This is a genomic window from Mitsuokella sp. UBA4253 (assembly GCF_002395285.1).
Lineage (GTDB): Bacteria > Bacillota > Negativicutes > Selenomonadales > Selenomonadaceae > Mitsuokella > Mitsuokella jalaludinii.
Map to the genome: position 1 here is coordinate 238,198 of NZ_DGWR01000016.1, position 23,845 is coordinate 262,042.

Below are 23,845 nucleotides of genomic sequence, written 5' to 3' on the forward strand. Positions count from 1 at the left end.
TCATTCCCCCTCAAAAATCAGCTGGAATGCCTCCTCGGCCGTCTCCACCGCGTGGATGTCGAGCCCTAAGAGGTCTTCTGGGATGTCGCGCTCGTTCTCCTTCGGGATCACGAGCGTCTTGATACCGGCCTGGCGCGCGCCGTACGCCTTCTCAAAGACGCCGCCCACCGGGCGCACGCGGCCCGCGAGCGAGATCTCGCCCGTCACGGCCACATCCTGGCGGATCTTCTTCCCCGTCACGGCGCTGACGATGCAGGCGAGGATGGCCGTGCCGGCGCTCGGCCCGTCGATGTTGCCGCCGCCGATGACGTTGATGTGCACATCGTAGTCGTGGATATCCTTGCCCGTGAGCTGGCGCATGACGGACGCCGCGTTGAAGACGGAGTCCTTGGCCATGCTGCCGGCCGTCTCGTTGAAGCGCACCATGCCCTTGCCCTTCTCTCGCGCAGGGAAGGCCACGGCCTCGATCTCGATGACGGAGCCGAGGAAGCCCGCGACGCCGAGGCCGAAGATGTGGCCCTGCACGGCCGTGTGGCGCGCTTTGCGCGTGACGAACTGATAGAGGCGCGAGACTTGCGCGACCTCGTAGACGGCCTCGCGGCCGATCGTGAGTCCTGCCATCTCTCCATTCGCCTTCTCGAGCGCGAGGCTGTAGGCGTCGGCGAGGATGTTGATGGCCTTGCGCCCCTCCGTCGTGTACTCGGAGATCAGCGCCGCCACGCCCGGCTCGAGCGCGACCTCGAGCTTTGCCGCCGCATTCTGCACGATGGTCTCGATGTGCTTCGGCGTCAGCGGCTCGAAGTAGATCTCGGCGCAGCGCGAGCGCAGGGCGGGGTTGATGTGACCGGCGTCGCGCGTCGTCGCGCCGATCAGCACGAAATCAGCCGGCGCGCCCTCCTCGAAGAGCTTGCGGATGTAGGGCGGCACCTTCGGGTCAGTCGGGTCGTAGTAGGCCGACTCAAAGTAGGCGCGCTTGTCCTCGAGGACCTTCAGGAGCTTGTTCTGCAGCATCTCGTCCATCTCGCCGATCTCGTCGATGAAGAGGATGCCGCCGTGCGCCTCTGTGACGAGGCCCGGCTTCGGTTCAGGGATGCCGCTGTCCGCAAGCGTTCTCTGCGCGCCCTGGTAGATGGGGTCGTGGACAGAGCCCAGGAGCGGATTCGTGATATCGCGCGGGTCCCAGCGCAATGTCGTGCCGTCCGTCTCGACGAACGGCGCATCCTCACGGAACGGCGAAGACGGCTTCTTGCACGCGGCTTCGAGCACGAGGCGCGCGGCCGTCGTCTTGCCGACGCCCGGCGGCCCGTAGAGCAGGAGATGCTGCGGGTACGGCGAGGAGAGCTTGGCGAGCAGTGATTTCACGGCGCGCTCCTGCCCGACGATTTCGCTGAAGTCGCGCGGGCGCAAAAGTTCCATGACCGACTGCGTCAGGTGGATGCTGTCGAGCTGCTCAAGCTTCTTGCGCTTCTCGGCGTCCTGCGGCGATTCCGCATCAGGCTTCTCCTCCTTGATGACCTGCTTGCGGATGTCGTCGACGTAGTCCTGGTGCTCCTGCTCAAGCTTCTCGTTGACCTTCTTCTCGATGCGGTCCTCGATATCCTTGCGCGCGCGCTTCTCGGCGATGCGCTCCGTCAGACGCTGGAGCACCTCTGGCAGGTCCTCCTCGCGCGGGGCGGGATGCAGGAGCGGATCCTCGTCGAGGATGCGCTGCAGGGCCAGCACGCGCTCGCAGCGTCCCGAGGAGCGCAGGAGATTCATCGCGTTCATGCGGCCGGCCTGTATGACGAGCGAATCCGTGCCGATGAGGTCGATGAGCGCCTGGTAGAGCGCGTCGATCTCGCGGTCGATTGGCAGCACCTCCGGCTGCTCCGCGGGCGGCACCACTTCCTTCTGCTCATCGCGGTGAAAAAAACGATTGAAAAAGGACATATTCCCTCCTCTGTCTGCTATCTGGAATCAAAAAGCCCCCTCTTGCGAGGAGGCTTCTTCTGTGTCAATCACTCTGCGACGACGCTGACCTTGATCTTGCTCGTGACAGACGGATGAACCTTGATGACCGCCTCATAGACGCCGGTGCCCGTCACTTCACCCTGGATGGTGATCTTGCGCTTGTCGATGTCGATGTGCTGCTTCTTGAGCGCATCCGAGACATCCTTGCCCGTCACGCTGCCGAAGAGCTTGCCTCCGTCGCCGATGCGGACCGGGATCTTGACCTCGACCTTCTCGAGCTGCTTGGCCATGAGCTTGGCCTCGTCAGCTGCCATGGCCTCCTTGCGAGCCTTGGAGCCTGCCTGGGCATTGGCTACATTGAGGTTCTGCGACGTGGCCGGCACTGCTGCCTTGCGCGGCAGCAGGAAGTTGCGGCCGTAGCCCTCCGATACCTCTACGATATCGCCTTTCTTGCCGAGTTTCTTAACGTCCTGCTGTAAGATTACTTTCATCTTGATCATTCTCCTCTATGTACTTCTTGGCAATCTCGATTGCCTGTTGTTTGATATCTTCTACATCGCCGCCCTTGACCTGAGCGCCGGCGACGTTCTGGTGGCCGCCGCCGCCGAAGGCCTCCATGATGACCTGGACATTGAGCTCGCCCGTCGAGCGCGCGCTGATGCCCACCGTGTCCTCCGTGAGCTGGAAGACGACGATGCTCATGCGCACGTTCTCGATGCGCAGCAGCGAGTCCGCGACCTGCGCCGCGATGACCTGGCCATTCGAGATGAGCTCGGGGCATGTCGAGACGATGAGGCCGCCCTCGTAGAATTCCGACCGGGCCTCCGCCTTCGCGAGTGCGACGGTCGTCTCATAGTCCGTGCGGAAGAGGTGGCGGACCATGACGGGGTCGGCACCGCTTCGACGCAGGTAGGCCGCGGCGTCGAAGGTGCGCACGCCCGTCTGCACGGCGAAGTTCTTCGTGTCGACGACGATGCCGGAGTAGAGCGCTGTCGCCTCGACGCGCGAGAGCACGAGGTCGTCGCCGAAGTACATCAAGAGCTCTGTGACGAGCTCGCTCGACGAGCTCGAAGCCGGCTCGATGTAGACGAGCAGCGGGTTCTTGATGAAGTGCTCGCTGCGGCGGTGGTGGTCGATGACGATGACGCGCGGGATGCGCTCCAAGAGCGCCGGCGCCGCGACGAGGTGCGGGATGTGCGTGTCGACGACGACGAGCACGGGATTGAGTGCCGTCGTGCCCACGAGATCATCCGCGTGCACGATGATGTCCCGGTATTCCTCGTTGTCCTTGAGGATGTCCTCGAACTTGCCGATGCCCTCGTTCATGTCAGACAGCACGATCTTGACGGGCTTGCCGAGCTGGCGGGCCATCTTGGCCACGCCCATCGAGGCGCCGAAGCAGTCGAAGTCCTCGTTATGGTGGCCCATGACGTAGACGGCATCGGCCCCCTCCATGATCTCGCGGATGGCGTGCGCGACGACGCGCGCCTTGACGCGTGTGTGCTTCTCCACAGCCTTGGCGCGGCCGCCGAAGAACTGCGTCTTGCCGCCGATCTGCACGGCGACCTGGTCGCCGCCGCGGCCGAGCGCGAGGTCGAGCCCCGCCTGGGCCTGCGTGCCGAGGTCGGCCATGCTCTGGCAGTCCGCCACCGCCACGCCCATCGAAAGCGTGACGGGCAGGCGGTTCGCGCTGTGGAGCTGCCGGACCTTGTCGAGGATGTCGAAGCGAGCCGCGATGGCCTTGTCGAGCCCCTTGCGCTCGAGGATGACGACGTAGAGGTCATCTGACACGCGCCGCATGAAGCCGCCGAGGCTCTTCATCCAGGTGTCGAGCTGCTGGTTGACCGAGAGCAGGAGCGCCGTGCGAGCCGCCTCGTCGAGCCCCTGGATGACCTCATCGTAGTTGTCGATCTGGATGTAGGCGAGAACGGTGCGGCTGAGCTTGTACGAGCTGCGCAGCGTCTCGAAGCCCGTGATATCCTGCACGTAGAGCGCCATCAAGGGCGCCTGGTGCGGCGGCACGGGCACAGGCCGGTAGCGGACCTGATAGTAGCGGTCCTCGTTGGCAAAGACGTACTCGCCGACCGTGCCCCAGACGGGACCGATGATGACGGCGGGCCAGATATCCTTGACATCCGTGTCCTGCTCCGGCTTCTTGCCGGCGTACTCCGCCATGCGCTCATTGCACCACTGGATGCGCCCCTCCTGATTGACGATCAGGATGCCCTGCGGCAGGTCCTCGATGGCGTAGTTCATCATCTCATTGAGGTTGCGCACGACATTGCGGCAGTAGCGCTCAAAGCGGCGCGACCTGTCGTGGCAGCGCTCCTTCACGAAGAACGCAAGGCAGAGCCAGATGACAAAGGCGATCGCAGCGATGAAATAGTTGTAGCAAGACAGGATGCCGATGAGCATCAGTATTACGAACAGATGTATCGAAAGATCGATCCATGCCGAGAGATTCCGCGGCATTGTTTCACCTCATTCCCAAGTATGCGGATATGCCTGCTGTCAGCTCTTCTTCTGGCCGAAGCGGCGCCGATAGTCGAACAGCATATCGAAAAGGCCCGTGAAGGCCAGGATCTGCATGAGGACACCGCCCAGCAGCACGAAAGCGTAGAGGCAGATGCGCATGACCTTGCCCACGCGGAAGCGGTCCATCACATAGCTCATCAGCGAGAGCCCCTGGATGACACCGGCGCCCATCGCCACCATGTTGAGGTTAAAGGCCGCCTGGTAGAGCGGCTGGATCTCGCGCGAGCCGCCCCAGTAGATGCCGACGAGCGCGAAGCCGAGCAGGTACAGGAAGAACTGTGGCAAACGCCACTCCGCAAAGGGCGGCAGCTGCGGCACTGACTCGCCGAGCCGGCGCAGCACGCGACTGCCGACGATGTAGGCGACGGCCGCGTCGAGCAGGCCCATGACGCCGACGACGAACGGCAGCAGCAGATTGAGGTATGTCAGCGCCTCCTGCACCTGCGCGCGGCTCGCCTCGATGGCTGCCTTGTCCATGCCCATCTGCTCATAGACAGCAAACGTCTCGTCAAAGCTCTGCTGCATGACGTCCATCTGCATGTTGAGCGGGTTGACCGATGTCAAGAGAAACAGCAGTCCGAACGTCAGGAGCTTGCCGGCGACCGACGCGACGAGCGTCGTGCCGAAGGCCTGCGCGCCGGACCATCTGCGCCGGAAGGCGTAGCCGAGCACGAGGCCAGTCGGCCCGAAGGACAGGACCATGCGCAGCGAGATGGTCGGCTCGATGAACAGCGCCATGATGACACCCGAGACGAGGACGGCCATCGCGCCCCAGCGCAGGCCGTGGCGCACGACGAGCACGGTGACTGGAATGGCCCAGACGAGCGAGGCCACGACACCGACCACGGGCAGGTAGACTGCCGCGAGGGCCAGGATGACCGTCAGCGCCGACAAGAGACCACTCTCTGTGAGCGGCGTGATTCTATGTGAAGTCATGTCTTCATCCTTTCAAAACTAAGACTATTCTTCATTATATCAGAAGAACCGGTTCCTGTCTTGCCAGCAGGTACTAAAGCATCTGCCCCTAGCAAAAAGGCCCCGCGCTGCTGCGCGAGGTCTTTCCATAGCAATATACTGCTTTGACCGGTCACTGTGCCTGCGTTGTCACGACGCCGTAGAGCGTCGTATCGGCCTTTGTCTGGATGTAGAGCTCCGTGCCGGCCGGCAGGCGGACATCCTTGCCGTGCACGAAGGCACCGGCCACGATGCCGACAGGACCGAGGACGGCGATGCCCGCGAGGCTTGCACCGGCGGCCATCGCGAGGCTCTTCATCTCTTTCTTGGCCGCTTCGCCGACGTGCGTGTCGACGTAAGTGCCATCAATCGACTTCGTCTTGTTGAAGTCGATGTTGACCTCTGCATTGCGGCCGAAGTTGCGCGCCTGCTTGACCTTCGTCACCGTGCCCTCGCCCGGCAGCCCCTTGGCGAAGACGAGCTTACCGTTGACGATGACATCGTCCGCGACCTTGTAGCGGATCGTGTCGCCAACCTTGAGGTTATCTGAGTCGACCGGCGTGACGAGCGCAATCTTGACGAGCGTATCAGCCGGCACGCGCACCTGGTCGAGCGGCAGGACGGCCGTACCGAACGATGCCTTCGAGAGCGCCGTGAGGCGCTGCTTGTAGGTGCCCGTCCCCGTCTTGCCCATCATGCTCATCTCGAGGTCCGCCATGCGGGAATCGACAGGCTCCATGCTGACCTCGTGGCCGATATTCCACTCGACGGCATTGAGGTCGGCGAGCAGCGACGGCTTCGTGCTGTTCGTGTAGACTTCGTTGTAGATAGCGTTGACGCGCGCCATCATGCTGCCGCTGCGGTGCGAGCCGTCGTAGTCCTTCTCGATCTTGTTGATGCGGTCGACGAGCGCGCCCGTCTGGATGGTACCGTATGTGTCCTTCTCGATCGCGCCGAGTTTGTCCTGGACCGTCTCCGGTGTCGCGGCCGCCGTGATGCCCATCGACGAGACGAAGAATACAGCGCTCATGACGGCGCTGACGAGCTTGCGGAATTTCATGTATCGTTCCCCCTTGACCCGTATTGTCGGGATTCTCCCGGCATTCTGTCTTTGAATGTTGCCTATGTCTATTATTTTGGCATAGATCCTTGGAAATAGCAAGGAAAGCCGCTCATCTTTTTGGGTGGGCGCCCTCGGCCTGCGATTCCTCGTAGAGGCTGACCTTCGTCTCGACGTCATGGTAGCCGGCCGGCTCCGGGTGGATCATGATGTCGAACGTGCCGAGCTCCTCGCGGATGAGCTGCTCGAGTTCATCGCAGATTGCGTGGACCTGTGAGAGATGCATGTTCCCGTCGAACAGCACGTGCACGTCCAGGAGCTTGTAGGAGCCCGAACGGCGCGTCCTGAGGCAGTGGCAGCCCTTGACTTCGGGCACGCTCTCGATGATCTTGCGGATGCGCTGCTCCTCTGTCTCCGGCAGGCTCGCATCCGTCAGCTGCATCGTCGAATCGACAATCATGCGCCAGCCCGCGCGGAAGATGATGCCGGCGACGAAGATGGCGATGACCGGATCGAGCCAGGCCCAGCCCGTGACCTGCATGAGCACGAGGCCCGTCAGGACGCCGACGGACGTCCAGATGTCCGCGCGCAGGTGTAGGCCGTCGGCCTCGAGTGCCTGCGAGCCCGTCTTCTTCGCCACGACAATGAGGCGGTGCGAGACGAAGAAGTTGATGACGATCGAGATGACCATGATCGCGATGCCGTAGCTCAAGAACTCCGGCACGGCCGACGCATGGAACTTGTCCACGGCCTCGTAGACAATGCCGAGCGCGGCCGCCACGATGAGCACAGCCTCGACGGCTGCCGAAAGGTTCTCGTACTTGCCGTGGCCATAGTCGTGCTCCACGTCAGGCGGCGTCACCGACTTGCGCACGGCCCAGAAGGCGATGAGCGCGGCGATGAGATCGACGCCTGAATGGAGCGCCTCCGAGATCAGGCTGACCGCGCCGATGTAGATGCCGACGATGAGTTTGAGGACGACGAGCGTCGTATTCGAGATGATGGACAAGTAAGCTGTCCGCTGCTTCAAGGCAGCATTCCTTGACATGAATATGCCCCCTAAAAAAATCGTTGTGGTATTCCGAGAAAAAGCTGGACAAAGCAGATCTGCCCCGCTATAATGAGTCTGTCGAGCAATCGACATACTCAAAAGCACTTATATTTCATATTGTTTCTTGCTTTTTGGACACGCGAGTGTCTCTTTTTTTTGCCGTTTTTGCAGAAAGAGCCTGCCCCCTGAGGGGCAAGCTCTTTTTATTTCCCTGTCATTCACTGCCTGAAGCATTCGCTGTCATGACGAACTGCACGATCTCATTCATCGGGGAGGTCACGAGGTAGGGCCTCGCTGGCTCTGCCTGGTCGCTCGACTGGAGGACGTCCTTCGTGTCGTAGCGCTGCACCTCCGAGGCGAAGATCTGATATGTCCTCTTCGCGGGGTCGAACTGCATCAGGTAGATGTAGCGGCGGTTGAGGTCGGCCCGTATGACGGCGACGCGCGCCGTCCAGAGCGTCTTCTGCACGTCGTTCTCTACGACCTGATCCGAGGAGATCGAATCCGTGTCGACGTAATACCCCGTCGAGCCATTCGCATCGACAAACTGCATGTTCTCGGCGTAGGCGCGGCTCATGAACACCATCAGGCAGACGGCCAGCAGACAACCGATCTTGCGGATTCCCATCCCTTCATCGTCCTTTCTTCATCCCCATCACGGAGACCTCTTGCAAGCAGGATTCACTATCTCTCTTATTATAGGAAAATCCGCCTGCATCGTCAAGCACTCTGGATTGCGTCAGCAGATGCGCGGCACGAGGTTGCCGAGCGGCATATCGACGATGCGGATACCGCCGATGGCCGTGCGCAGGCCGACCTGGCCCGGCGCCTCGGCCGTGACCTCGCCGATGAGGCAGGCGTCCTTGCCATAGGGGTTCTCGCGCATGACGGCGAGGACCTCATCGGCCTCCTCCGCCGGCACGAAGGCAATGCACTTGCCCTCGTTGGCGAGGTAGAGCGGATCAAAGCCCAGGATGTCGCAGACACCGCGGACCTCCTCGCGGATGGGCAGCGCGTCCTCGTCGATGAGGACGCCGCAGTGCGAGGCCTCAGCGATCTCGTTGAGCACGGCCGCCACGCCGCCGCGCGTCGGATCGCGCAGCACGGCGATGTCCGGCGCGGCTTCGAGCATGGCGCGCGTCAGCGAATTCAAGGGCGCGCAGTCCGTCTTGATGGTATCCGGCAGCTCGAGGCCGTGACGGCCGGCGAGCACTGTCGCCGCGTGGTCGCCGATGAAACCGGAGAGCAGGACCTTCATGCCGGGCTTCACGTGATGCGGCGAGATGGAAGTGCCCGGGATGATGTCACCGATGCCGGCCGTGTTGATGAAGATGCCGTCGGCCTTGCCGCGCTCGACGACCTTCGTGTCACCCGTGACAATCGCGACGCCGGCCTCCTCGGCCATCTCGCGCATCGTGTGCGCTATCCTACGCAGGTCCTCGATGAGGAAGCCCTCCTCGAGGATCATGCCGACCGAGATGTAGCGCGGCACAGCGCCCGTCATCGAGAGGTCGTTGACCGTGCCGCAGATGGCCAGCTTGCCGATATTGCCGCCGTTGAAGAACAGCGGCTGCACGACGTAAGAATCCGTCGTGAAGGCGACCTTGCCGCTCATCGCCACGGTCGCGCCATCGTGCAGTTCATTGAGGTACGGGTTTGAGAACTCCGGCAGGATGACCTCCTGCATGAGTTCCTGACTCATTTTGCCACCGGCGCCGTGCGCCATCGTAATGCGTTCATCTGCCATATGAAAATCTCCCCTGACCGTATTTATACCAAGCAGCGCAGACACCCTCGACCGATACCATGCAGGGGCCGATGGCGTGCGTCGGCACGCATGCCTTGCCGAAGAGCGGGCATTCCTTCGGCGTCACGATGCCGCGCAGCACCTCGCCGCAGCGGCAGCCCGGCTTGTTTTTGCCCATCGGCACGTCGAGCGGCAGCAGCCGCTCGATGTCGTAATCTTTGAAGGGCTCGCACATGCGCAGGCCTGACAGCGGGATGACACCGATGCCGCGCCAGGCCGCGTCAGCCGGCTCGTAGACGAGGTCCGTCGCGTGCTTGGCAGCGGGGCTGCCACCCGCGTGCACGACACTGCCGTACTCGTTCTCGATGCGCGCCGCGCCCTCCGTCACCTGCTTCATCAGGCGGTAGAGCGAGCGCAGGATCTGCAGCGGCTCGAAGCCCGTGACAACGCCCGGCATGTGATATTCCTCGGTGAGGAACTGGAAGACCTCTGTGCCCGTGATGACGGAAACGTGACCCGGCAGGATGAAGCCGTCGACGCGGACATCGGGGTCATCGAGCAGCGCACGCAGTGCCGGCGGCACGAGCTTCTGGGCTGACAGCATGTAGAGGTTGACGATGCCCTGCTGCTTGGCAGCCAGCACCGTCGCAGCAGCCGTCGGCGCCGTCGTCTCGAAGCCGACGGCGAGGAAGATGACTTTCTTTTCGGGATTGTCCTTCGCCACCTGGATGCTGTCGAGCGGCGAGTAGACGATGCGGATGTCCGCTCCCTCTGCCTTGGCCTCCATGAGGCTCGACTTCGAGCCCGGCACCTTGAGCATGTCGCCGAACGTCGTGATGATGGTATCCGAGCGCTTGGCGTAGGCGATGGCCTTGTCCATGTAGTCGTCCGGCGTCACGCAGACGGGGCAGCCAGGGCCCGAGACAAGCTCGACATTCTCAGGGAGCATCTGGCGCAGGCCCGCGCGGAAGATTGCTACCGTGTGCGTGCCGCAGACTTCCATGAAGCGCAGCTTGTGATCTGCGCCCTCAGCCATGCGGCCAATCTCTGCGACGAGGCGCTTGGCGAGCTCGCGCTCTTCTTCTTTTGTCATAGCTGTCATATCTCCGTGCCACCTGCTTCTTCTGCGATGCCGGTGACCGTGCGCGGCGCGCCGTTCATCTCGGCGAGCAGTGCGTTCGTCTCGGCGACTTCTTCTTCCGTGACCTTCTGGATGGCAAAGCCGGCATGCACGAGCACATAGTCGCCGACCTGCGTCTCCGGCAGCAGCATCAGGCTGATATCGCGCGTCACGCCCGAGATATCTACCTTGCCCACTGCGTCATGGATCTCCTTCACCTTAGCAGGAACTGCCAAACACATATCGTTACCTCCATCTCATTTCATCTCTTCGCGGACACATTCCTCGGCGACGACACCGTAGTCGAGCGAGCGGCCCGCTTCTTTCTCGTTCGCCTCGATGCCCCACTCCTTGAGCACATCGATGGCCTCCTGCGCGATGAGCGGCAGGAGTTTTTTCATCTCAGGGCTGAGCTCCACACCCGCCTCGAGGTCATACGGCTGTGCGCCGAGCACGACGACCTCGGGGATCTTGCGGCCCGTGACCGTCAGGAGCGCTAGGACGTCCTGGATGCCGACCTCATGCGCGCTGAGCTTGTCCTGGAAGTGCGCCATGATATCGTCGTTGTGGAAGTAGAAGCGCGTGCCGGGCGCCTGCCCGCCGTTTATGGAGTCGATGACGAGCAGCTTCTTCGTGCCCGTCACGTACTGCGTGAGCTCGATGCCGAGCGTGCCGCCGTCGATGACCTGCACCGACTCGGGGAAGTCGTAGTGCGCATCGAGGTATTCTGCGACGCGCACGCCGAAGCCCTCGTCGCGCAGGATGACATTGCCGACGCCGAGGATCGTGACCTCAGCCGGATGGAGCACATCGTCCATGCGCGGGTCCACCGCGCTGCCATTGCCAAATACGTCTGCCATGTCATTCGCCTTTCTGCTTCGCCGCGACGCGGTCCATCAGCCACTGGCACCAGGCATCGAGTCCCTGGTCCTTCGTGCACGAGACCTCGATGACATCCATGCCCGGATGGAGCGTCGTGATGTCCTCCTTGGCCGCCGCCATGTCGAAGTTGCAGTAAGGCAAGAGGTCTGCCTTGTTGAGCAGCGCAATGGCCGACTCCTTGAAGATCAGCGGGTACTTCATCGGCTTATCGTCGCCCTCCGTAATGGAGAGCACGACGCCCTTGTCGTCCTCGCCGACAGCGAATTCTGCCGGGCAGACGAGATTGCCGACGTTCTCGACGACGAGCAGGTCGAGGTCATCGAGGTCGAGCTTCTGCGCGACCTTCTGGACCATCGGCGCGTCGAGGTGGCAGCCTCCAGCCGTGTTGATCTGGATGACCGGCACGCCGTGCTTCTCGATGCGGTCCGCATCCTTGCTCGTGAAGAGGTCGCCCTCGATGACAGCCATCTTGAGCTTGTCCTTGAGCTTCTCCATCGTCTTCTCGAGCACAGACGTCTTGCCGGCGCCCGGCGAGCCCATGAGGTTGATGACGTACACATTCTTCTCCGCAAACAGCGCCTGGTTCTCAGCCGCCACGCGGTCATTCTCACCTAAGATATTCTTCATGACCTGGATCTCAGCCATTCAATCCACCTCCAGATATTCTACCTGCATCTCGCGTCCCGATACGATCTTGAGGACGCCGTCCTTGCACTCCGGGCACCAGAAATCGTAGTGCTCGATGCGGAAGTCCTTCCCGCACTTCGTGCAGCGGCCGACGAGCGGCACGTGCTTGACCTTGATCTCGGCCCCCTCCGCGAGCGTCCCCTTCGCAATCATATCGAACGAGAACGTCAGGGAGTCGACGACGACGCCCGACATATCCCCGATCAAGAGGCCAATCTCGCGGATGCACTTCGCATCGTTCTGCTTTGCGTAGTCGAGAGCAATGTCGAGCACGCCCTCGGCAATCGCCATTTCATGCATGATACTCCTCCATCAAAAAACGCCTTCCCCGCCATCTTACCTGACAGCCGGGAAGGCGTTCCATCAAATCACCGGTCGATTATAACGCGGCTTCGAGATTACGTGCCTGCAGGACACCGAGGATGTCCATGAGCTTCGTCTTTGCGGGACTGTAATCCACCGTCGTCTCACCGTCGTGCGCATGGATGTGGACGAAGAGCACGCCCGGCAGGCCGAGCAGCGCCTTCTCTACTTCCTTCGCACTCTCTTCCGTATAGCCTTTGACTGTGAACTGGAGACGCGTATTGCCGTTCGTCTCGCCGCAGCCACATTCTTTACACATTGCTACAGTACTCCTTTGTCAATCCTTCTTCTTGGACTTCGGGCCTTCCTCATTGATCTCCGGGGCATCGAGCGGTACGTGCTCGAGGAACTTCACGCCGGAGAACATCGAGGATGCCTCGCCCTCTGCTTCCATGAGATCTGCGCGCAGGACCATGTAGACATGGCCGATGGCGAAGACGATGATGAGCCAGGCAACGATGTGGTGCACCCAGTGCGTGACCATCTCGCCGCCGAGCACGACATTGACCCAGCCAAAGAGCATGCCGCCGATGTTGTTCGGCTCCGTCATGTAGTACATGGCAAAGCCCGTGAGGATCTCGATGAGAACCATCACGTAGAGGCCGACGTACGACGTGCGTGCCAGCGGGTTGCGCAGGTACGGGTCGTGGCCCGGCTTCAGCAGCATGTAGTGCAGGGCGACGTCAATCGTATCGCGGTAGAAGTGGCCCTTCCAGACGCGCGGGAAGAGACGGTCACCCGGATAGCGGATGTAGCCGTAGATGCGCAGGATAAACGCTGCGCAGAACGTAAAGGCCGCGATGAAGTGTATATTCCTTACCCAGTCCATGGACATGGATGTGTACGTCGGCTCAATGCCCATCACAGTCACCGGCTTCGTGATCAGAAGGCCGGTGATGAACAGCGTGACAATCGACAGCACCATGATCCAATGGAAGATCCGCAGAAACGGACTGAACAGGTAGTAGACTTTCCGTTTTTCTTCTTTCATTCTACTATTCCTTTCCTTTCCACCAGGACCCCGGCTCACTTCTCAACGCGCGTGCCAGAGTACGGGTCCGTCGTGATGACATTGATCTTCTCGCCCTTCGCATTGAACATGTGCGTAGCGCAGGCCATGCACGGGTCAAAGGAGCGGACAACCTTGACGATCTCAAGCGGCTTGTCTGCGATCTTGACCTGCGTGTCCATCATGGCCTTCTCGTAAGCGCCGTGGCCAGCTTCGTCGTCGCGCGGGCATGCATTCCAGGTCGTCGGGACGACAGCCTGATAGTTGTCCGTCTTGCCGTCCTTGATGACGATGTAATGCGAGAGCGCACCGCGCGGAGCCTCGTAGAGGCCGACGCCCTTAGCCGTCTTCGGCCACGTCGACGGATCCCACTTCTCCATGTTGGCCGTCTTCGTGTCGCCCGACTTGATGTTGGCGATGAGCTTGTCGAAGAAGAACTTGTTGATCTCTGCATTGAGCTGGCAGTCGAGACCGCGGGCAGCCGTGCGGCCGACCATCGTCGGGAGCCAGACCTCCGGTGCGAGGCCGAGGACCTTCGATACGGCGTCGATCTGATCGAGCATCATCTTCTCAGCCCAGGTCGGCTCGCCGAGCATGCCCTTCTTGGCCTTCGTGTAGATGATGATGTAACGTGCCAGAGGACCGACCTCGCAGAGCTTGCCGCGCCATTTCGGCGTCTTGAGCCAGGAGTACTTGCCCTGTTCGTTGAGTGCCTTCCAGTCCGTCGGCGTGCCTTCCTTCGGTGCCGTGAACTTCGGTGCCGTCACGCCGTCCCACGGGTTGCGGTCGTGCTCACCGTCTGCCGGGTACTCATACCACGAATGCTCGACGCCTTCCGTGAAGACTTCCGGCTGCGTGAGATCTTCTGCGTCGATCTCATAGACCTTCGCTGCATCGATGCCCTTGCCAAAGTCCTCGACAACGCCGTTCGTGCGGACCAGCAGGTTCTTGAAGAAGTCGCCGTTTGCCGTGCCGGAGAACGGCTCAATCGGGTAGGAGCCGTAGCCGAGCACGCGCTCCTTGGCGAGTCCGCCGCCGTCTACGCGGCCAGCCTTGACATAGGCAGCGCCGATGGCGAGGACGTCGGGGATGTAGAAGTTGTTGACGAGCGTGCGACCGAGGTTGATGGCGCGGTCGACGATGCCGAGGCGGGCCGTGTTGACCGGCGCGTTGCCATCTTCCAGCGAGATGGAGCACGGCATGCCGCCGACGCAGTAATGCGGATGCGGGTTCTTGCCGCCGAAGATGACCTGCGGCGTGACGAGATCGCGGTGCTTGTCGAGCATCTCGAGGTAATGTGCAATCGCCATGAGATGAACCTCAGGCGGCAGCAGCTTGTAATCCGGATGATCCCACCAGTTGGCCGAGAAGATGCCGAGCTGGCCGCTCTCGACGATGGCCTGGACCTTGTTCTTGATCTCAGCGAAGTACTGCGGCGTAGCAGCTGGGAACGCATGGTCGTATGCTTCCGTCACCGAGGTGCCCGGTGCGCTGAACGGCAGCTTGTAGGCATTGAGCGCTGCGACCTGCAGGTTGGCCGTCGCGACAGGGTCAGCGGCGAGCGCCTCGACCGGGCTGACCCAGTCGAGTGCATGCAGGTGGTAGAAGTGGACGATGTGGTCCTGTACTGTCAGCGTCGCAGCCATGATGTTGCGGATGTAGTTGGCGTTCTTCGGGATCTTGATGCCGAGCGCATCCTCGACAGCGCGCAGGGAGCCCAGGGCGTGTGCACTCGTGCAGACGCCGCAGATGCGCTGGATGTATGCCCAGGCATCACGCGGGTCGCGGTCCTTCATGACGAGCTCGAGGCCGCGCCATGCCGTACCAGACGAAAGCGCGTCCGTTACCTTGCCCGAACCTTCATCGACCTGCACCTCAACGCGCAGATGGCCTTCAATTCTTGTGATTGGATCTACTACTACGTGTTTCATTTATTCACCTGCTCCCCGTTCTCTTCCTGCTCTTTCGCTGCATCGCGTTTCTTCTTCTGGATGACGCTGGCTGCGCCGTGTGCTGCGACACCGACAGCCGTGACGCCGGCGATGGCTGCGCCGATCTTATCGACGTCGCCGATCGGCTGGCCGAACTTCGGCAGGCGCTCGCTCATCTTACCTTCATCCCAGAAATGCGCATTCGAGCAGCCGATGCACGGTGCACCGGACTGGATCGGATAGCTCATGCCCTGGAACCAGCGCATGTTGCCGCAGGAGTTGTACGTCTCCGGGCCGCGGCAGCCGAGCTTGTAGAGGCACCAGCCTGCCTTCGAGCCTTCATCGTCGTAGCTCTCAGCGAACATGCCGGCATCGAAGAACGGACGGCGGTAGCACGTATCATGGATGCGGTTGCCGTAGAACTGCTTCGGACGACCCTCGCCATCGAGCGGCGGTACCGTGCCGAAGAGAGCGACGTGCATGATGACACCCGTCATGACTTCCGGGATCGGCGGGCAGCCCGGCACATTGACGACCGGCGTCTTGCCCGTGAAGTTCGTGATGCCCGAAGAACCCGTCGGGTTCGGGTTGGCGGCCTGGATGCCGCCCGAAACAGCGCAGGTGCCGTAAGCGATGACAGCTGCGGCATTCTCAGCAGCGCGCTGCAGCGTATGCGTGAACGGATGACCGCCGCTCATGCAGTAGACGCCGTTGTCCTTCGTGCAGGCAGCGCCTTCGACGGCCAGGATGTACTGGCCCTTGTACTTCTGGATGGTTTCCTCGAGATGGGCCTCGAACGGCTCGCCGCTGGCAGCGGAAAGCAGATGATCGTATTCGAGTGCGACCTGGCTCAGGATGACATCCGAAGCGTACGGAGAACCGGAACGGATGAAGGACTCATCGCAGCCCGTGCATTCGTGTCCGTGAATCCAGATGACGACTGGAAGCGGCTTCTTCTCGGCAGCCTCGACGACCTTCTCGAGCTTGTCCGTGCTCAGGCCCATCAGAGATGTCAGTGCAACGCAGCCCTTGACGAAGCTGCGGCGGCTCATGCCTTTTCTGAGATATACATCCCACATACTCTCCCGTTTGTCCACTTTGTTACCTCCTCATGTAATCCTTGCGGATCGTGTGCGACTCCTTTGGCAACGGCGGCTCGTTTCCGTTACAGGCAGAAGGCAGACGCGTTATTGTGGCTTCTCATTTCATTATACGCTGAATAGAGTAAAATATCTATATCTATTCTCCTATCAATTCATTATAAATTTTATTGATGATTGGAATACAATAGATTGAATAAATAAAGAAATAAATAGAGATTATCCAACGTATAATTACTGGGTCGACTACGTTTTTGTTCGCTGTAAAAAGGCAGATTTCCTGCTGTTTATTCTTGATTCTTCTACCTTTACCATTCCTTTTCAGAATCGATGTGATATATATTTCGAATCATCATAAAAAAACTTGAAATATGGAATAAAACGCGCTATACTGGAATACGTCTTGGGGACGTAGCTCAGCTGGGAGAGCGTTCGGTTCGCATCCGAGAGGTCGAGGGTTCAATCCCCTTCGTCTCCACCAAGTAGAATATCGAGCAGGCATATGCCTGCTTTTTTTGTGCCCTGCATTATATGTAACTATTGACTTTACAATTAGCACGTGCTATGCTTGACTCAGTAAGGATTTGACAGAACCTTTTAGCATTTACCATTCAGAAAGGATGATCATCATGACGAAGAAAGAAGTATTGCAGCATGTACAGGGCGTCATCGACGCGCCGAGCGCCTACGCAGGTCTCAAGGAAGTCGCCAAGGACTACCTCGCTTCTGTCGGCAAGGCAGACGAGAAGGAAAAGGCAGAGAAGCTCATCGCCGCCCTGAAGGAATGCGTCGAGGGCATCGACGACGTCCTGCCGTTCTTCGCCTCCGACAAGGCAAAAGAGCTCTTCGGCGAGGAGCAGGCAGCCGCCCTGCTCAAGAAGGGCCAGGAAGTCAAGGCCGCCGGCGGCGACACCTGCTTCTGCCCGGCCTGCACCAACGGCAAATTCGTGCTCGACCATCAGGATTTGCTGCTGAAGTAATTTGAAGTCAGGAGTTATTTAAGGGGAAGCGCAACGAAGAAGGGTGTGGGTTTACATCGTTCAAGGGGAGGGGGCATGTATTTCGGCTTCGTCGCTCCGTTAAATGCGCCCCATGACAGGATGCCAATGTCAAGCTGTTTCGCCGCCTACCGCGGCGCTTTGACATCGGCTTATTAAGAGACTGACGGAGTGGGGCGCAGCCCTGCGGGCGGTCACTTCGCTCCTGCAGGCGAAATACATGCCCCCTCCCTCAGATATGCTTCGGGAACGAGACGTACCTAGGACAGGTTCTCGGCACCCTCGCCCCCTTGCAAAACTTCCTAACACTGCCCTAACAACGTCCCACACGCCCCACAACTTCACATGCAAAAAAGCTGCTGCACCATCGGGTGCAGCAGCTTTTTTATGCTTATTATGAGTTTGTCAGTCCTTGAAGACGCTCATGTCGAGGCTCGTAAAGCCCTGGAGGAATTCCTGGACTTTTGCGGCAATCTCGGCGACGCCGCCCTTCTTGCGGCTCTCGATGTTGAGCGGCATCTGCGGGTCGTGCAGGCTCATGCGCAGCAGGGCCCAGCCATTCGGGAAGACGAGGCGCACGCCTTCGTACGACGGCTTGGCCGCGCGGATGCCGGCCTCGGCGGCGCGCTGCTCGAAGGCTTTGAGCACGTTCTCACCGTAGCTGCGGAAGTCGTCCTCGCCCATGATCTTCATGCGGTACTCGCGGCTCTCGACGGGCTCGCCGAGCTTCTTGACGAGGTCTGCGAGATGGCGTCCCTGTGCCTTGGCCTTGGCGGCGGCAATCAGGAGCTTGACGGCCAGGTAGGCGCCGTCATCGAGGTAGTAGTTCTCGGAGAGGGCGCCGTGGCCGCTCGTCTCGATGGCCAGCGGCGAGATGGTGCCTTCCTTGTTGAGGCGGATGCACTCGTCGATGACGTTCTTGTAGCCGCGCTTGAAGCGCAGATGGCGTAGGCCGAGCTCGCCCTGCAGGAATTCGGTGAGCTCGTCGCTCGTGACAGAGTCCGTGACGATCGTGCTGCCCGGATAGTCCGGCGCGAGGATGGCGGCCATCATGGCGATCAGGGCATTGCGGCTGATCTCCTTGCCGTTCTTGAGGACGGCGCTCATGCGGTCGACATCCGTGTCGAAGATCAGGCCAAGGTCGGCATGGCTGTCGAGCACGGCCTTGCGGATGGCGGCCATGGCCTGCTTGTTCTCCGGGTTTGGGATGTGGTTCGGGAAGTGGCCATCCGGCTCGAGGAAGACGCTGCCCGACGTGTCAGCACCGAGACGGCCGAGCACCTGCGTCGCGAAGAAGCCGCCCGCGCCGTTGCCGGCATCGACGACGACGTGCATTCCCTTGAGCGGCGTGTCGCCCATGTTGAGCGCCGCGCGGATCTTCTTGCGCAGGTGGTGGCAGTAGCGGTCGATGAGGTTGTACTTCTGGACCTTAGAAAGGTCGCCCTTGACCTCTGGATTGCGCGCTGCCGCCTCGAGGATGGCGATGACGTCCTCATGCTCGACGCCGCCGTCCTTCGTGAAGAACTTGAGGCCGTTGCGGTTGTAAGGCAGGTGGCTGGCCGTGATCATGATGGAGCCGTCCATCTTCGTCTCGGGGAATACGATGGACATGAACATCGACGGCGTCGACGCAAGGCCGCAGTCGACCGTCACGACGCCCGCATACGTCAGCGCCTCGAGCACGGCTTCCTTGAGCATCGGCGCAGAAAGGCGTGAGTCGTGACCGACCGCAACGCGCAGGTCCTTGACCCTCTTGCCCGTCTTCTGTGCGAGGAAATCGAGGAAACCGCTCGTGATGCGGTTGGCGGCCTCGGCATTGAGCGTCACCGGCTCGTCGGCCACGCCCTCTATAGAAACACCGCGCACATCGCTGCCATTGGCGAGCTTGAGCAGATTCTTTTCGGATATCGGCATATGATTACCCCCCTGCAAGATTCATTCTTGCTGTTTTCATGTTATTGCTACTTCTCTCTATTCCATAGCCACTCTACAAAATCCTGCTTGCAAAAGGAGAAAGACCGACAGCAAAAAGAGGCCATCACCCATGGTGATGGCCTCTTTTTCATGCTTGAGAGCCAATCAGCCCTTCTTGCTGCCGAGCACGATCTTGGAGAAGATTGCGAGCGACGCAGCGAAGACGGCCAGACCGAGGTATTCGGCCGTGCCGGCGAAGTCCTTGCCGACGATGGCCAGCGGCGCTTCCGAGCCGCCGTTCGTGACAGACGCGACGATGACACCGGCGAGCACGACACCGACGATGGACTCGCCGACGATGAGGCCCGAGGCGAACAAGGTGCCGCGGCGGAATCCAGCCTTTGCCTCTTCCTCACCGTGCTTCTCCTTCATGTGCTTGCGCAGGAAGTAGCCGAGAATGGCGCCGACGACGAGCGGGGTCTGCACGGAAGGCGGCAGGTAGATGCCCATGCCGACGGCGAGCGGCGGCAGGCAGAGGTTGCGCGTCGTGCGCTTGAGCAGCTGGTCGACGACAACAAGGATGACGCCGAGGCCGAGGCCCATGTAGATGTACTCCCAAGCCAGCGTACTCGAGAAGATGCCCTGTGCGATTGTCGTCATCAGGGCTGCCTGCGGAGCGGCGAGTGCCTGCGACGGGTCCATGTCAGGACGCGGCAGGGCGCCCGGGAAGCCGTACGCCTCGTAGAGCAGATTGAGGACCGGCGCGATGACGAGCGCGCCGACGACACAGCCGAGCAGCAGGGCGACCTGCTGGCGCCACGGCGTAGCGCCGACGAGATAGCCTGTCTTGAGGTCCTGCATGTTGTCGTTCGAGATGCAGGCAATCGCCATGATGATGGATGTCGTGAAGATGGCCGTAGCCGTCGCGAACTTCTCACCGCCCGGCATGGAGAAGATGCCGAAGGACGAGCAGAGCGCATACATGACGAGCGAGGCCACGATGATGGCGAGGATGCCGATGCCCGAGATTGGGCTCGAGCTCGTGCCGACGAGGCCGGCCATGTAGGCGCAGGCAGCGGCCACGAAGAAGCCCATGAGGATGGCAACGCCGACGCCGACGAGTGTGAACGTCAGGTTCTCCGAAACCGGCAGGCCCTCCGGGCTGACAAATGCATAGAAGATGCCCAGGAGCCCCATGACCGTCACACTGAAGACCATTGCGATGCTCTGGACGCTCATATCGATGTCCATGCGATGCTTGCCCTTATCCGAGTCCGGCGCATGCATGGCAGCCAGCGACTCCTTGACACCGTCGACGACCGGCTTCGCGAGCATGATGAGCGTCCAGACGGCCGCGACGCCCATGGCGCCGGCACCGATGAGGCGGACGCGCTCCTAGTAGACCGTGCCCGCAAACTTCTGCATCGTCATGCCGTCCGGAAGCGCCCCTGTGATCGTGTAGTACGGCACAAAGCCGGCCCAGGCAATAAGGATGCCGACGAGCATCGAGAGGCCCGCCGCAATGCCGATGAGGTAGCCAGCGCCGACGAGTGCCGTTGAGTAACCGAGCGGCAGCTGCGTCATGCCGCGGCCGACCGGTATCCAGAGCGAGAGCTCCGAGCCGAGCACCTGCAGGGCATTCGTGCAGAAGGCGATGACACCGGCGAGCACGCCGCCCGCGCCGATCTCCTTGATGCCCGAACCGCCCTTCGACTCCTTGGCCGACTTTTCGTGGCTGCCGACCTTGAGGATCTCAGCCGCTGCGACGCCCTCCGGGTAGGCGAGGTCGCTGTGCACGACCATCGCGCGGCGCAGAGGGATCGTGAAGAGCACGCCGAGACAGCCGCCGCAGGCCGAGACGAGCAATGTCTGCCAGAACTCGAAGCCCTGCCAGTAGCCGATCATCAGCATGCCCGGGATGATGAAGATGATGGCAGACAGCGTGCCAGCGGCCGATGCCTGCGTCTGCACCATGTTGTTCTCGAGGATGTTCGAGTTCTTGGCCATCTTGAGCACAGCCATCGAGATGACAGCTGCCGGGATGGCCGACGAGAAGGTCAGTCCGACCTTGAGTCCGAGGTAGACGTTCGATGCCGTGAAGATGACCGTCAAGAGAGCACCGAGCAGCATGCCGCGGACCGTGAGCTCCGGCAGCCGCAATTCGTGCCGCATGAACTCATTTTCTTCCTGTTTCATGTAAATAGCTCCTTATCCGGAACGAGTCCGGTAAATTATGTTTGTACGTCTAGGGCGCACAAACACAAAGTCTATTATATCATAATATTTGACAATGTAAATCAAATATTCAGATGACAGGAATGTATTCAATGTACAAGTACCGAGAGGATCGTGTAGAGGCAGGTGATGTAGAGCAGGACAAAGATCAGCCGGCGGATGAGCGCCTTGGGCACGTAGGCGAAGATGGCGTGGCCGATGAGGATGCCCAGCACGAGCGCCGGCAGCAGGTAGATGCACTCGCCGAGGGCCGGCGCAATCGGCAAGCCGCCGAGCTCATAGCTCGTCAGGGAAGTCACATTGCAGAGGAAGAAGAATACGAAGCAGGTCGCCCGCATGACCTCGACGGTCATCCTGCTGTGGGCCAGATAGATGAGGAACGGCGGACCGCCCATGCCGGCCGTGATGGATGTGAAACCCGAGAAGATGCCCGTGATCCACGAGTTGCGCGGGCGCTCGCGGATGCGCAGGTGCAAGGCCTGCATCGTGCCGAGCGAGAAGAGCACGATAGCGCTGATGAAGACCTTGAGCATCGCGCTCGAGGCGTGGTCGAAGGCCCAGAAGCCGAGCGGCTGGCCGCAGAGCACGCCGAGGTAGAGCCAGAAGACCAGGCGGAGATTCGCCGTGCGCAGCGCAAAGAGGCCCTGGCAGAAATTGGCACAGCAGGCCAGGAGCAGCATGATCGGCACGGTGAGCTTCGGATCGTAGAAGATCATCAGCAGTGGAGCCGCCACGATGACGAGGCCAAAGCCTGTGATAGACTGCAGGACGGCCGAGAAAAAGATGACAAAGGCTGGTGCCAGATGAGCCTCGAGGCCCACGAGATAAGCGGTCAGCATGTAGATTCCCCCTTTTCCCTCTATCATAGCACCACATGGCTGAGCCGGTCACGCAAAAAAGCCCTGCTCCCCGAATAGCGGGAAACAGGGCGCATGGCGCTTGTCAGTCGCCGAAGAATTCGTTCTCTGCGGCGATGCAGAGCATGTGGTAAACCGGCAGGTGGAGTTCCTGGATGCGGAACGTCTCATCGTCCGGCACACAGATCGTGATGTCCGCGAGGCCGCGGCTCTTGATCTTGCCGCCCGATTTGCCCGTCAGCGCGATCGTGCGGACGCCCTTGACCTTGGCCATCTGCAGGGCGTAGATGACGTTCGTCGAGTTGCCGGAAGTCGAGATGGCGAGCAGGACATCGCCCGCGTCACCCATGCCCAGGAGCTGCTGGGCAAAGGAGAGGTCCGGTGCCTGGTCGTTGGCAAAGGCCGTGTTGAGCGCGACCTGGTTGACCATCGAGAGAGCCGGCAGCGCGCCCTGCAGGTTCTCCATGAAGTAATCCGCCTCCTCCGGGCAGACGGCACGCATCTTCGCTTCCATATCGTCATCGAGCTTGCGCGGCAGCAGGAAGCCCTTCATGAGTTCGCCGACGATGTGCTCGGCGTCTGAAGCGCTGCCGCCGTTGCCGCAGACGATGAGCTTGTGGCCGGCTGCATAGCTCTCGCAGATGGCCTTGACGGCCTCGATGAGGTCATCGCGGCAAACGGAGAGGGCAGGATAACGTGCGATGAGGTCATCGACCTTCGCAAGTGTGGATGTTTTGGGCATGAGATACACTTCTTTCTATGCGTAGGAACGATATATCAGCGATTGCGGTAACGGTCAGCCGTGGACTTCGACTCGTAGTCGTTGCCGCGCGGCTTGATATCTTGGATTGGCGTGCGCATCTGCTGGCCGTCCATCGACTGCTGGCGCATCTCAAGGTCCTGGCGGTGATCGCGCGGGCTGCTAGCGCTCGTCTTATTGCCGCGGAACTTGTTCCAGAGCCAGCGCACGGCCATGATGGCGACGACGATCAGCAGGCCGTTCATCAAGAGGCCCAGGATGTCGGCAAACATGCCGCTGCCCATGCCGAAGAGATGCGAGAGCATCGAGCCGAGCAGCATGCCGCCCGCAAAGATGCCGATGCCGCGCATGATGCTGCCGAGGCGGCTCGAGCTCTGCGCGTTCGTGCTGGCAGCGGCCGTGTTCGACTTCGCATTTGCGGCCGGCGCATTCTTGTCGAGGCTCTTGGCGTCCTTGGACGGCGCATACGAAGAGCCATTGCCCGAGACTGACTTGCTCGTATTAGCATTATTCGTCGCGCCAGCGGCCGGAGCCTTCGGCGCCGGAGCCGATTTCGGGATGCTCATCTTCGCGCCGCCCTTGGCCGCATAGGCCATGCTCACGAAGGACGCAGAAGCGGGCAGGACCGGTGCAGCGGAAAGAACCATGGCACCGACCATGAGAGCTGACAGTGTCTTCTTGATATTCATCAA

The 23,845-nt window shown here is 60.9% G+C and carries 22 protein-coding genes, 1 tRNA gene and 1 pseudogene; 2 read left to right on the forward strand and 22 right to left on the reverse strand.

The features are described 5' to 3' along the window. From lonC to B2X55_RS09905, 17 genes are all read right to left on the reverse strand, one after another. Complete coding sequence (gene lonC, locus B2X55_RS09825; RefSeq protein WP_286821960.1) at positions 1-1,929, reverse strand: Lon family ATP-dependent protease; 1,929 nt, start codon at positions 1,927-1,929, stop codon at positions 1-3. 68 nt (positions 1,930-1,997) lie between these two features. Then, a complete protein-coding gene (gene rplI, locus B2X55_RS09830; protein ID WP_270528062.1) occupies positions 1,998-2,441 on the reverse strand; it encodes a 50S ribosomal protein L9 in 444 nt (147 codons plus the stop codon). Then, entirely contained in the window at positions 2,413-4,422 is a 2,010-nt protein-coding gene (locus tag B2X55_RS09835) for a DHH family phosphoesterase (protein WP_286821961.1), read from the reverse strand. Before B2X55_RS09835 ends, rplI begins: the two co-directional genes overlap by 29 nt. A gap of 39 nt (positions 4,423-4,461) precedes the next feature. Further along, positions 4,462-5,421, reverse strand: a complete 960-nt coding sequence (locus B2X55_RS09840) for a YybS family protein (RefSeq protein WP_286821962.1) — start codon at positions 5,419-5,421, stop codon at positions 4,462-4,464. Between the two features lie 151 nt (positions 5,422-5,572). Then, complete coding sequence (locus B2X55_RS09845; RefSeq protein WP_391510237.1) at positions 5,573-6,469, reverse strand: hypothetical protein; 897 nt, start codon at positions 6,467-6,469, stop codon at positions 5,573-5,575. Positions 6,470-6,611: 142 nt separating this feature from the next. After that, complete coding sequence (locus B2X55_RS09850; protein WP_286821964.1) at positions 6,612-7,547, reverse strand: cation diffusion facilitator family transporter; 936 nt, start codon at positions 7,545-7,547, stop codon at positions 6,612-6,614. A 217-nt stretch (positions 7,548-7,764) separates the two neighbouring features. Continuing rightward, the gene (locus tag B2X55_RS09855) at positions 7,765-8,178 is read right to left on the reverse strand and encodes a hypothetical protein (protein WP_036378241.1); all 414 of its coding nucleotides are present in this window, start codon (positions 8,176-8,178) and stop codon (positions 7,765-7,767) included. A 111-nt stretch (positions 8,179-8,289) separates the two neighbouring features. Beyond that, positions 8,290-9,297 (reverse strand): hydrogenase expression/formation protein HypE, encoded by a 1,008-nt coding sequence (gene hypE / locus B2X55_RS09860; RefSeq protein ID WP_270528065.1) that lies wholly within the window; start codon positions 9,295-9,297, stop codon positions 8,290-8,292. Beyond that, complete coding sequence (hypD, locus tag B2X55_RS09865; protein WP_286821968.1) at positions 9,287-10,399, reverse strand: hydrogenase formation protein HypD; 1,113 nt, start codon at positions 10,397-10,399, stop codon at positions 9,287-9,289. The genes hypE and hypD overlap by 11 nt, the downstream gene beginning before the upstream one ends. Then, on the reverse strand, positions 10,396-10,659 hold the full coding sequence (locus tag B2X55_RS09870) for a HypC/HybG/HupF family hydrogenase formation chaperone (RefSeq protein WP_036378238.1): 264 nt from the start codon (positions 10,657-10,659) through the stop codon (positions 10,396-10,398). The genes hypD and B2X55_RS09870 overlap by 4 nt, the downstream gene beginning before the upstream one ends. A 15-nt stretch (positions 10,660-10,674) precedes the next feature. Continuing rightward, entirely contained in the window at positions 10,675-11,277 is a 603-nt protein-coding gene (locus B2X55_RS09875; RefSeq protein ID WP_286821969.1) for a HyaD/HybD family hydrogenase maturation endopeptidase, read from the reverse strand. A 1-nt stretch (position 11,278) separates the two neighbouring features. Next, positions 11,279-11,944, reverse strand: a complete 666-nt coding sequence (gene hypB, locus B2X55_RS09880; protein ID WP_286821970.1) for a hydrogenase nickel incorporation protein HypB — start codon at positions 11,942-11,944, stop codon at positions 11,279-11,281. After that, positions 11,945-12,286 (reverse strand): hydrogenase maturation nickel metallochaperone HypA, encoded by a 342-nt coding sequence (gene hypA, locus B2X55_RS09885; RefSeq protein WP_036378234.1) that lies wholly within the window; start codon positions 12,284-12,286, stop codon positions 11,945-11,947. It abuts the gene before it with no gap. A gap of 79 nt (positions 12,287-12,365) precedes the next feature. Next, complete coding sequence (locus B2X55_RS09890) at positions 12,366-12,608, reverse strand: heavy-metal-associated domain-containing protein (RefSeq protein ID WP_005840792.1); 243 nt, start codon at positions 12,606-12,608, stop codon at positions 12,366-12,368. An 18-nt stretch (positions 12,609-12,626) separates the two neighbouring features. After that, positions 12,627-13,340, reverse strand: coding sequence for a Ni/Fe-hydrogenase, b-type cytochrome subunit (gene cybH / locus B2X55_RS09895; protein WP_036378233.1), 714 nt, complete (start codon positions 13,338-13,340; stop codon positions 12,627-12,629). 35 nt (positions 13,341-13,375) lie between these two features. Continuing rightward, the gene (locus B2X55_RS09900) at positions 13,376-15,289 is read right to left on the reverse strand and encodes a nickel-dependent hydrogenase large subunit (protein ID WP_279182496.1); all 1,914 of its coding nucleotides are present in this window, start codon (positions 15,287-15,289) and stop codon (positions 13,376-13,378) included. Next, a complete protein-coding gene (locus tag B2X55_RS09905; RefSeq protein WP_286821973.1) occupies positions 15,286-16,386 on the reverse strand; it encodes a hydrogenase small subunit in 1,101 nt (366 codons plus the stop codon). The genes B2X55_RS09900 and B2X55_RS09905 overlap by 4 nt, the downstream gene beginning before the upstream one ends. A 408-nt stretch (positions 16,387-16,794) precedes the next feature. On the opposite strand from B2X55_RS09905, the gene B2X55_RS09910 reads away from it, so the two are divergent. Together B2X55_RS09910 and B2X55_RS09915 are read left to right on the forward strand one after the other, a co-directional pair. Then, positions 16,795-16,870: transfer RNA gene (locus tag B2X55_RS09910), tRNA-Ala, on the forward strand. A gap of 148 nt (positions 16,871-17,018) precedes the next feature. Next, on the forward strand, positions 17,019-17,369 hold the full coding sequence (locus tag B2X55_RS09915; RefSeq protein ID WP_286821975.1) for a heat-shock protein Hsp90: 351 nt from the start codon (positions 17,019-17,021) through the stop codon (positions 17,367-17,369). A gap of 423 nt (positions 17,370-17,792) precedes the next feature. Here the strand turns inward: B2X55_RS09915 and B2X55_RS09920 are convergent, their stop codons facing one another. From B2X55_RS09920 to B2X55_RS09940, 5 genes and pseudogenes are all read right to left on the reverse strand, one after another. After that, positions 17,793-19,301: a phosphomannomutase/phosphoglucomutase gene (locus tag B2X55_RS09920; RefSeq protein WP_286821976.1), complete on the reverse strand. Its 1,509-nt coding sequence runs from the start codon at positions 19,299-19,301 to the stop codon at positions 17,793-17,795. A gap of 165 nt (positions 19,302-19,466) precedes the next feature. Further along, positions 19,467-21,497 (reverse strand): annotated as a pseudogene (locus tag B2X55_RS09925) (OPT family oligopeptide transporter). Between the two features lie 128 nt (positions 21,498-21,625). Continuing rightward, the gene (locus B2X55_RS09930; protein WP_226868662.1) at positions 21,626-22,375 is read right to left on the reverse strand and encodes a sulfite exporter TauE/SafE family protein; all 750 of its coding nucleotides are present in this window, start codon (positions 22,373-22,375) and stop codon (positions 21,626-21,628) included. Positions 22,376-22,478: 103 nt separating this feature from the next. Beyond that, positions 22,479-23,135, reverse strand: a complete 657-nt coding sequence (locus B2X55_RS09935) for a D-sedoheptulose-7-phosphate isomerase (protein WP_286821977.1) — start codon at positions 23,133-23,135, stop codon at positions 22,479-22,481. A gap of 35 nt (positions 23,136-23,170) precedes the next feature. Next, a complete protein-coding gene (locus tag B2X55_RS09940; protein ID WP_286821978.1) occupies positions 23,171-23,842 on the reverse strand; it encodes a hypothetical protein in 672 nt (223 codons plus the stop codon). Between the last annotated feature and the right edge of the window lie 3 nt (positions 23,843-23,845).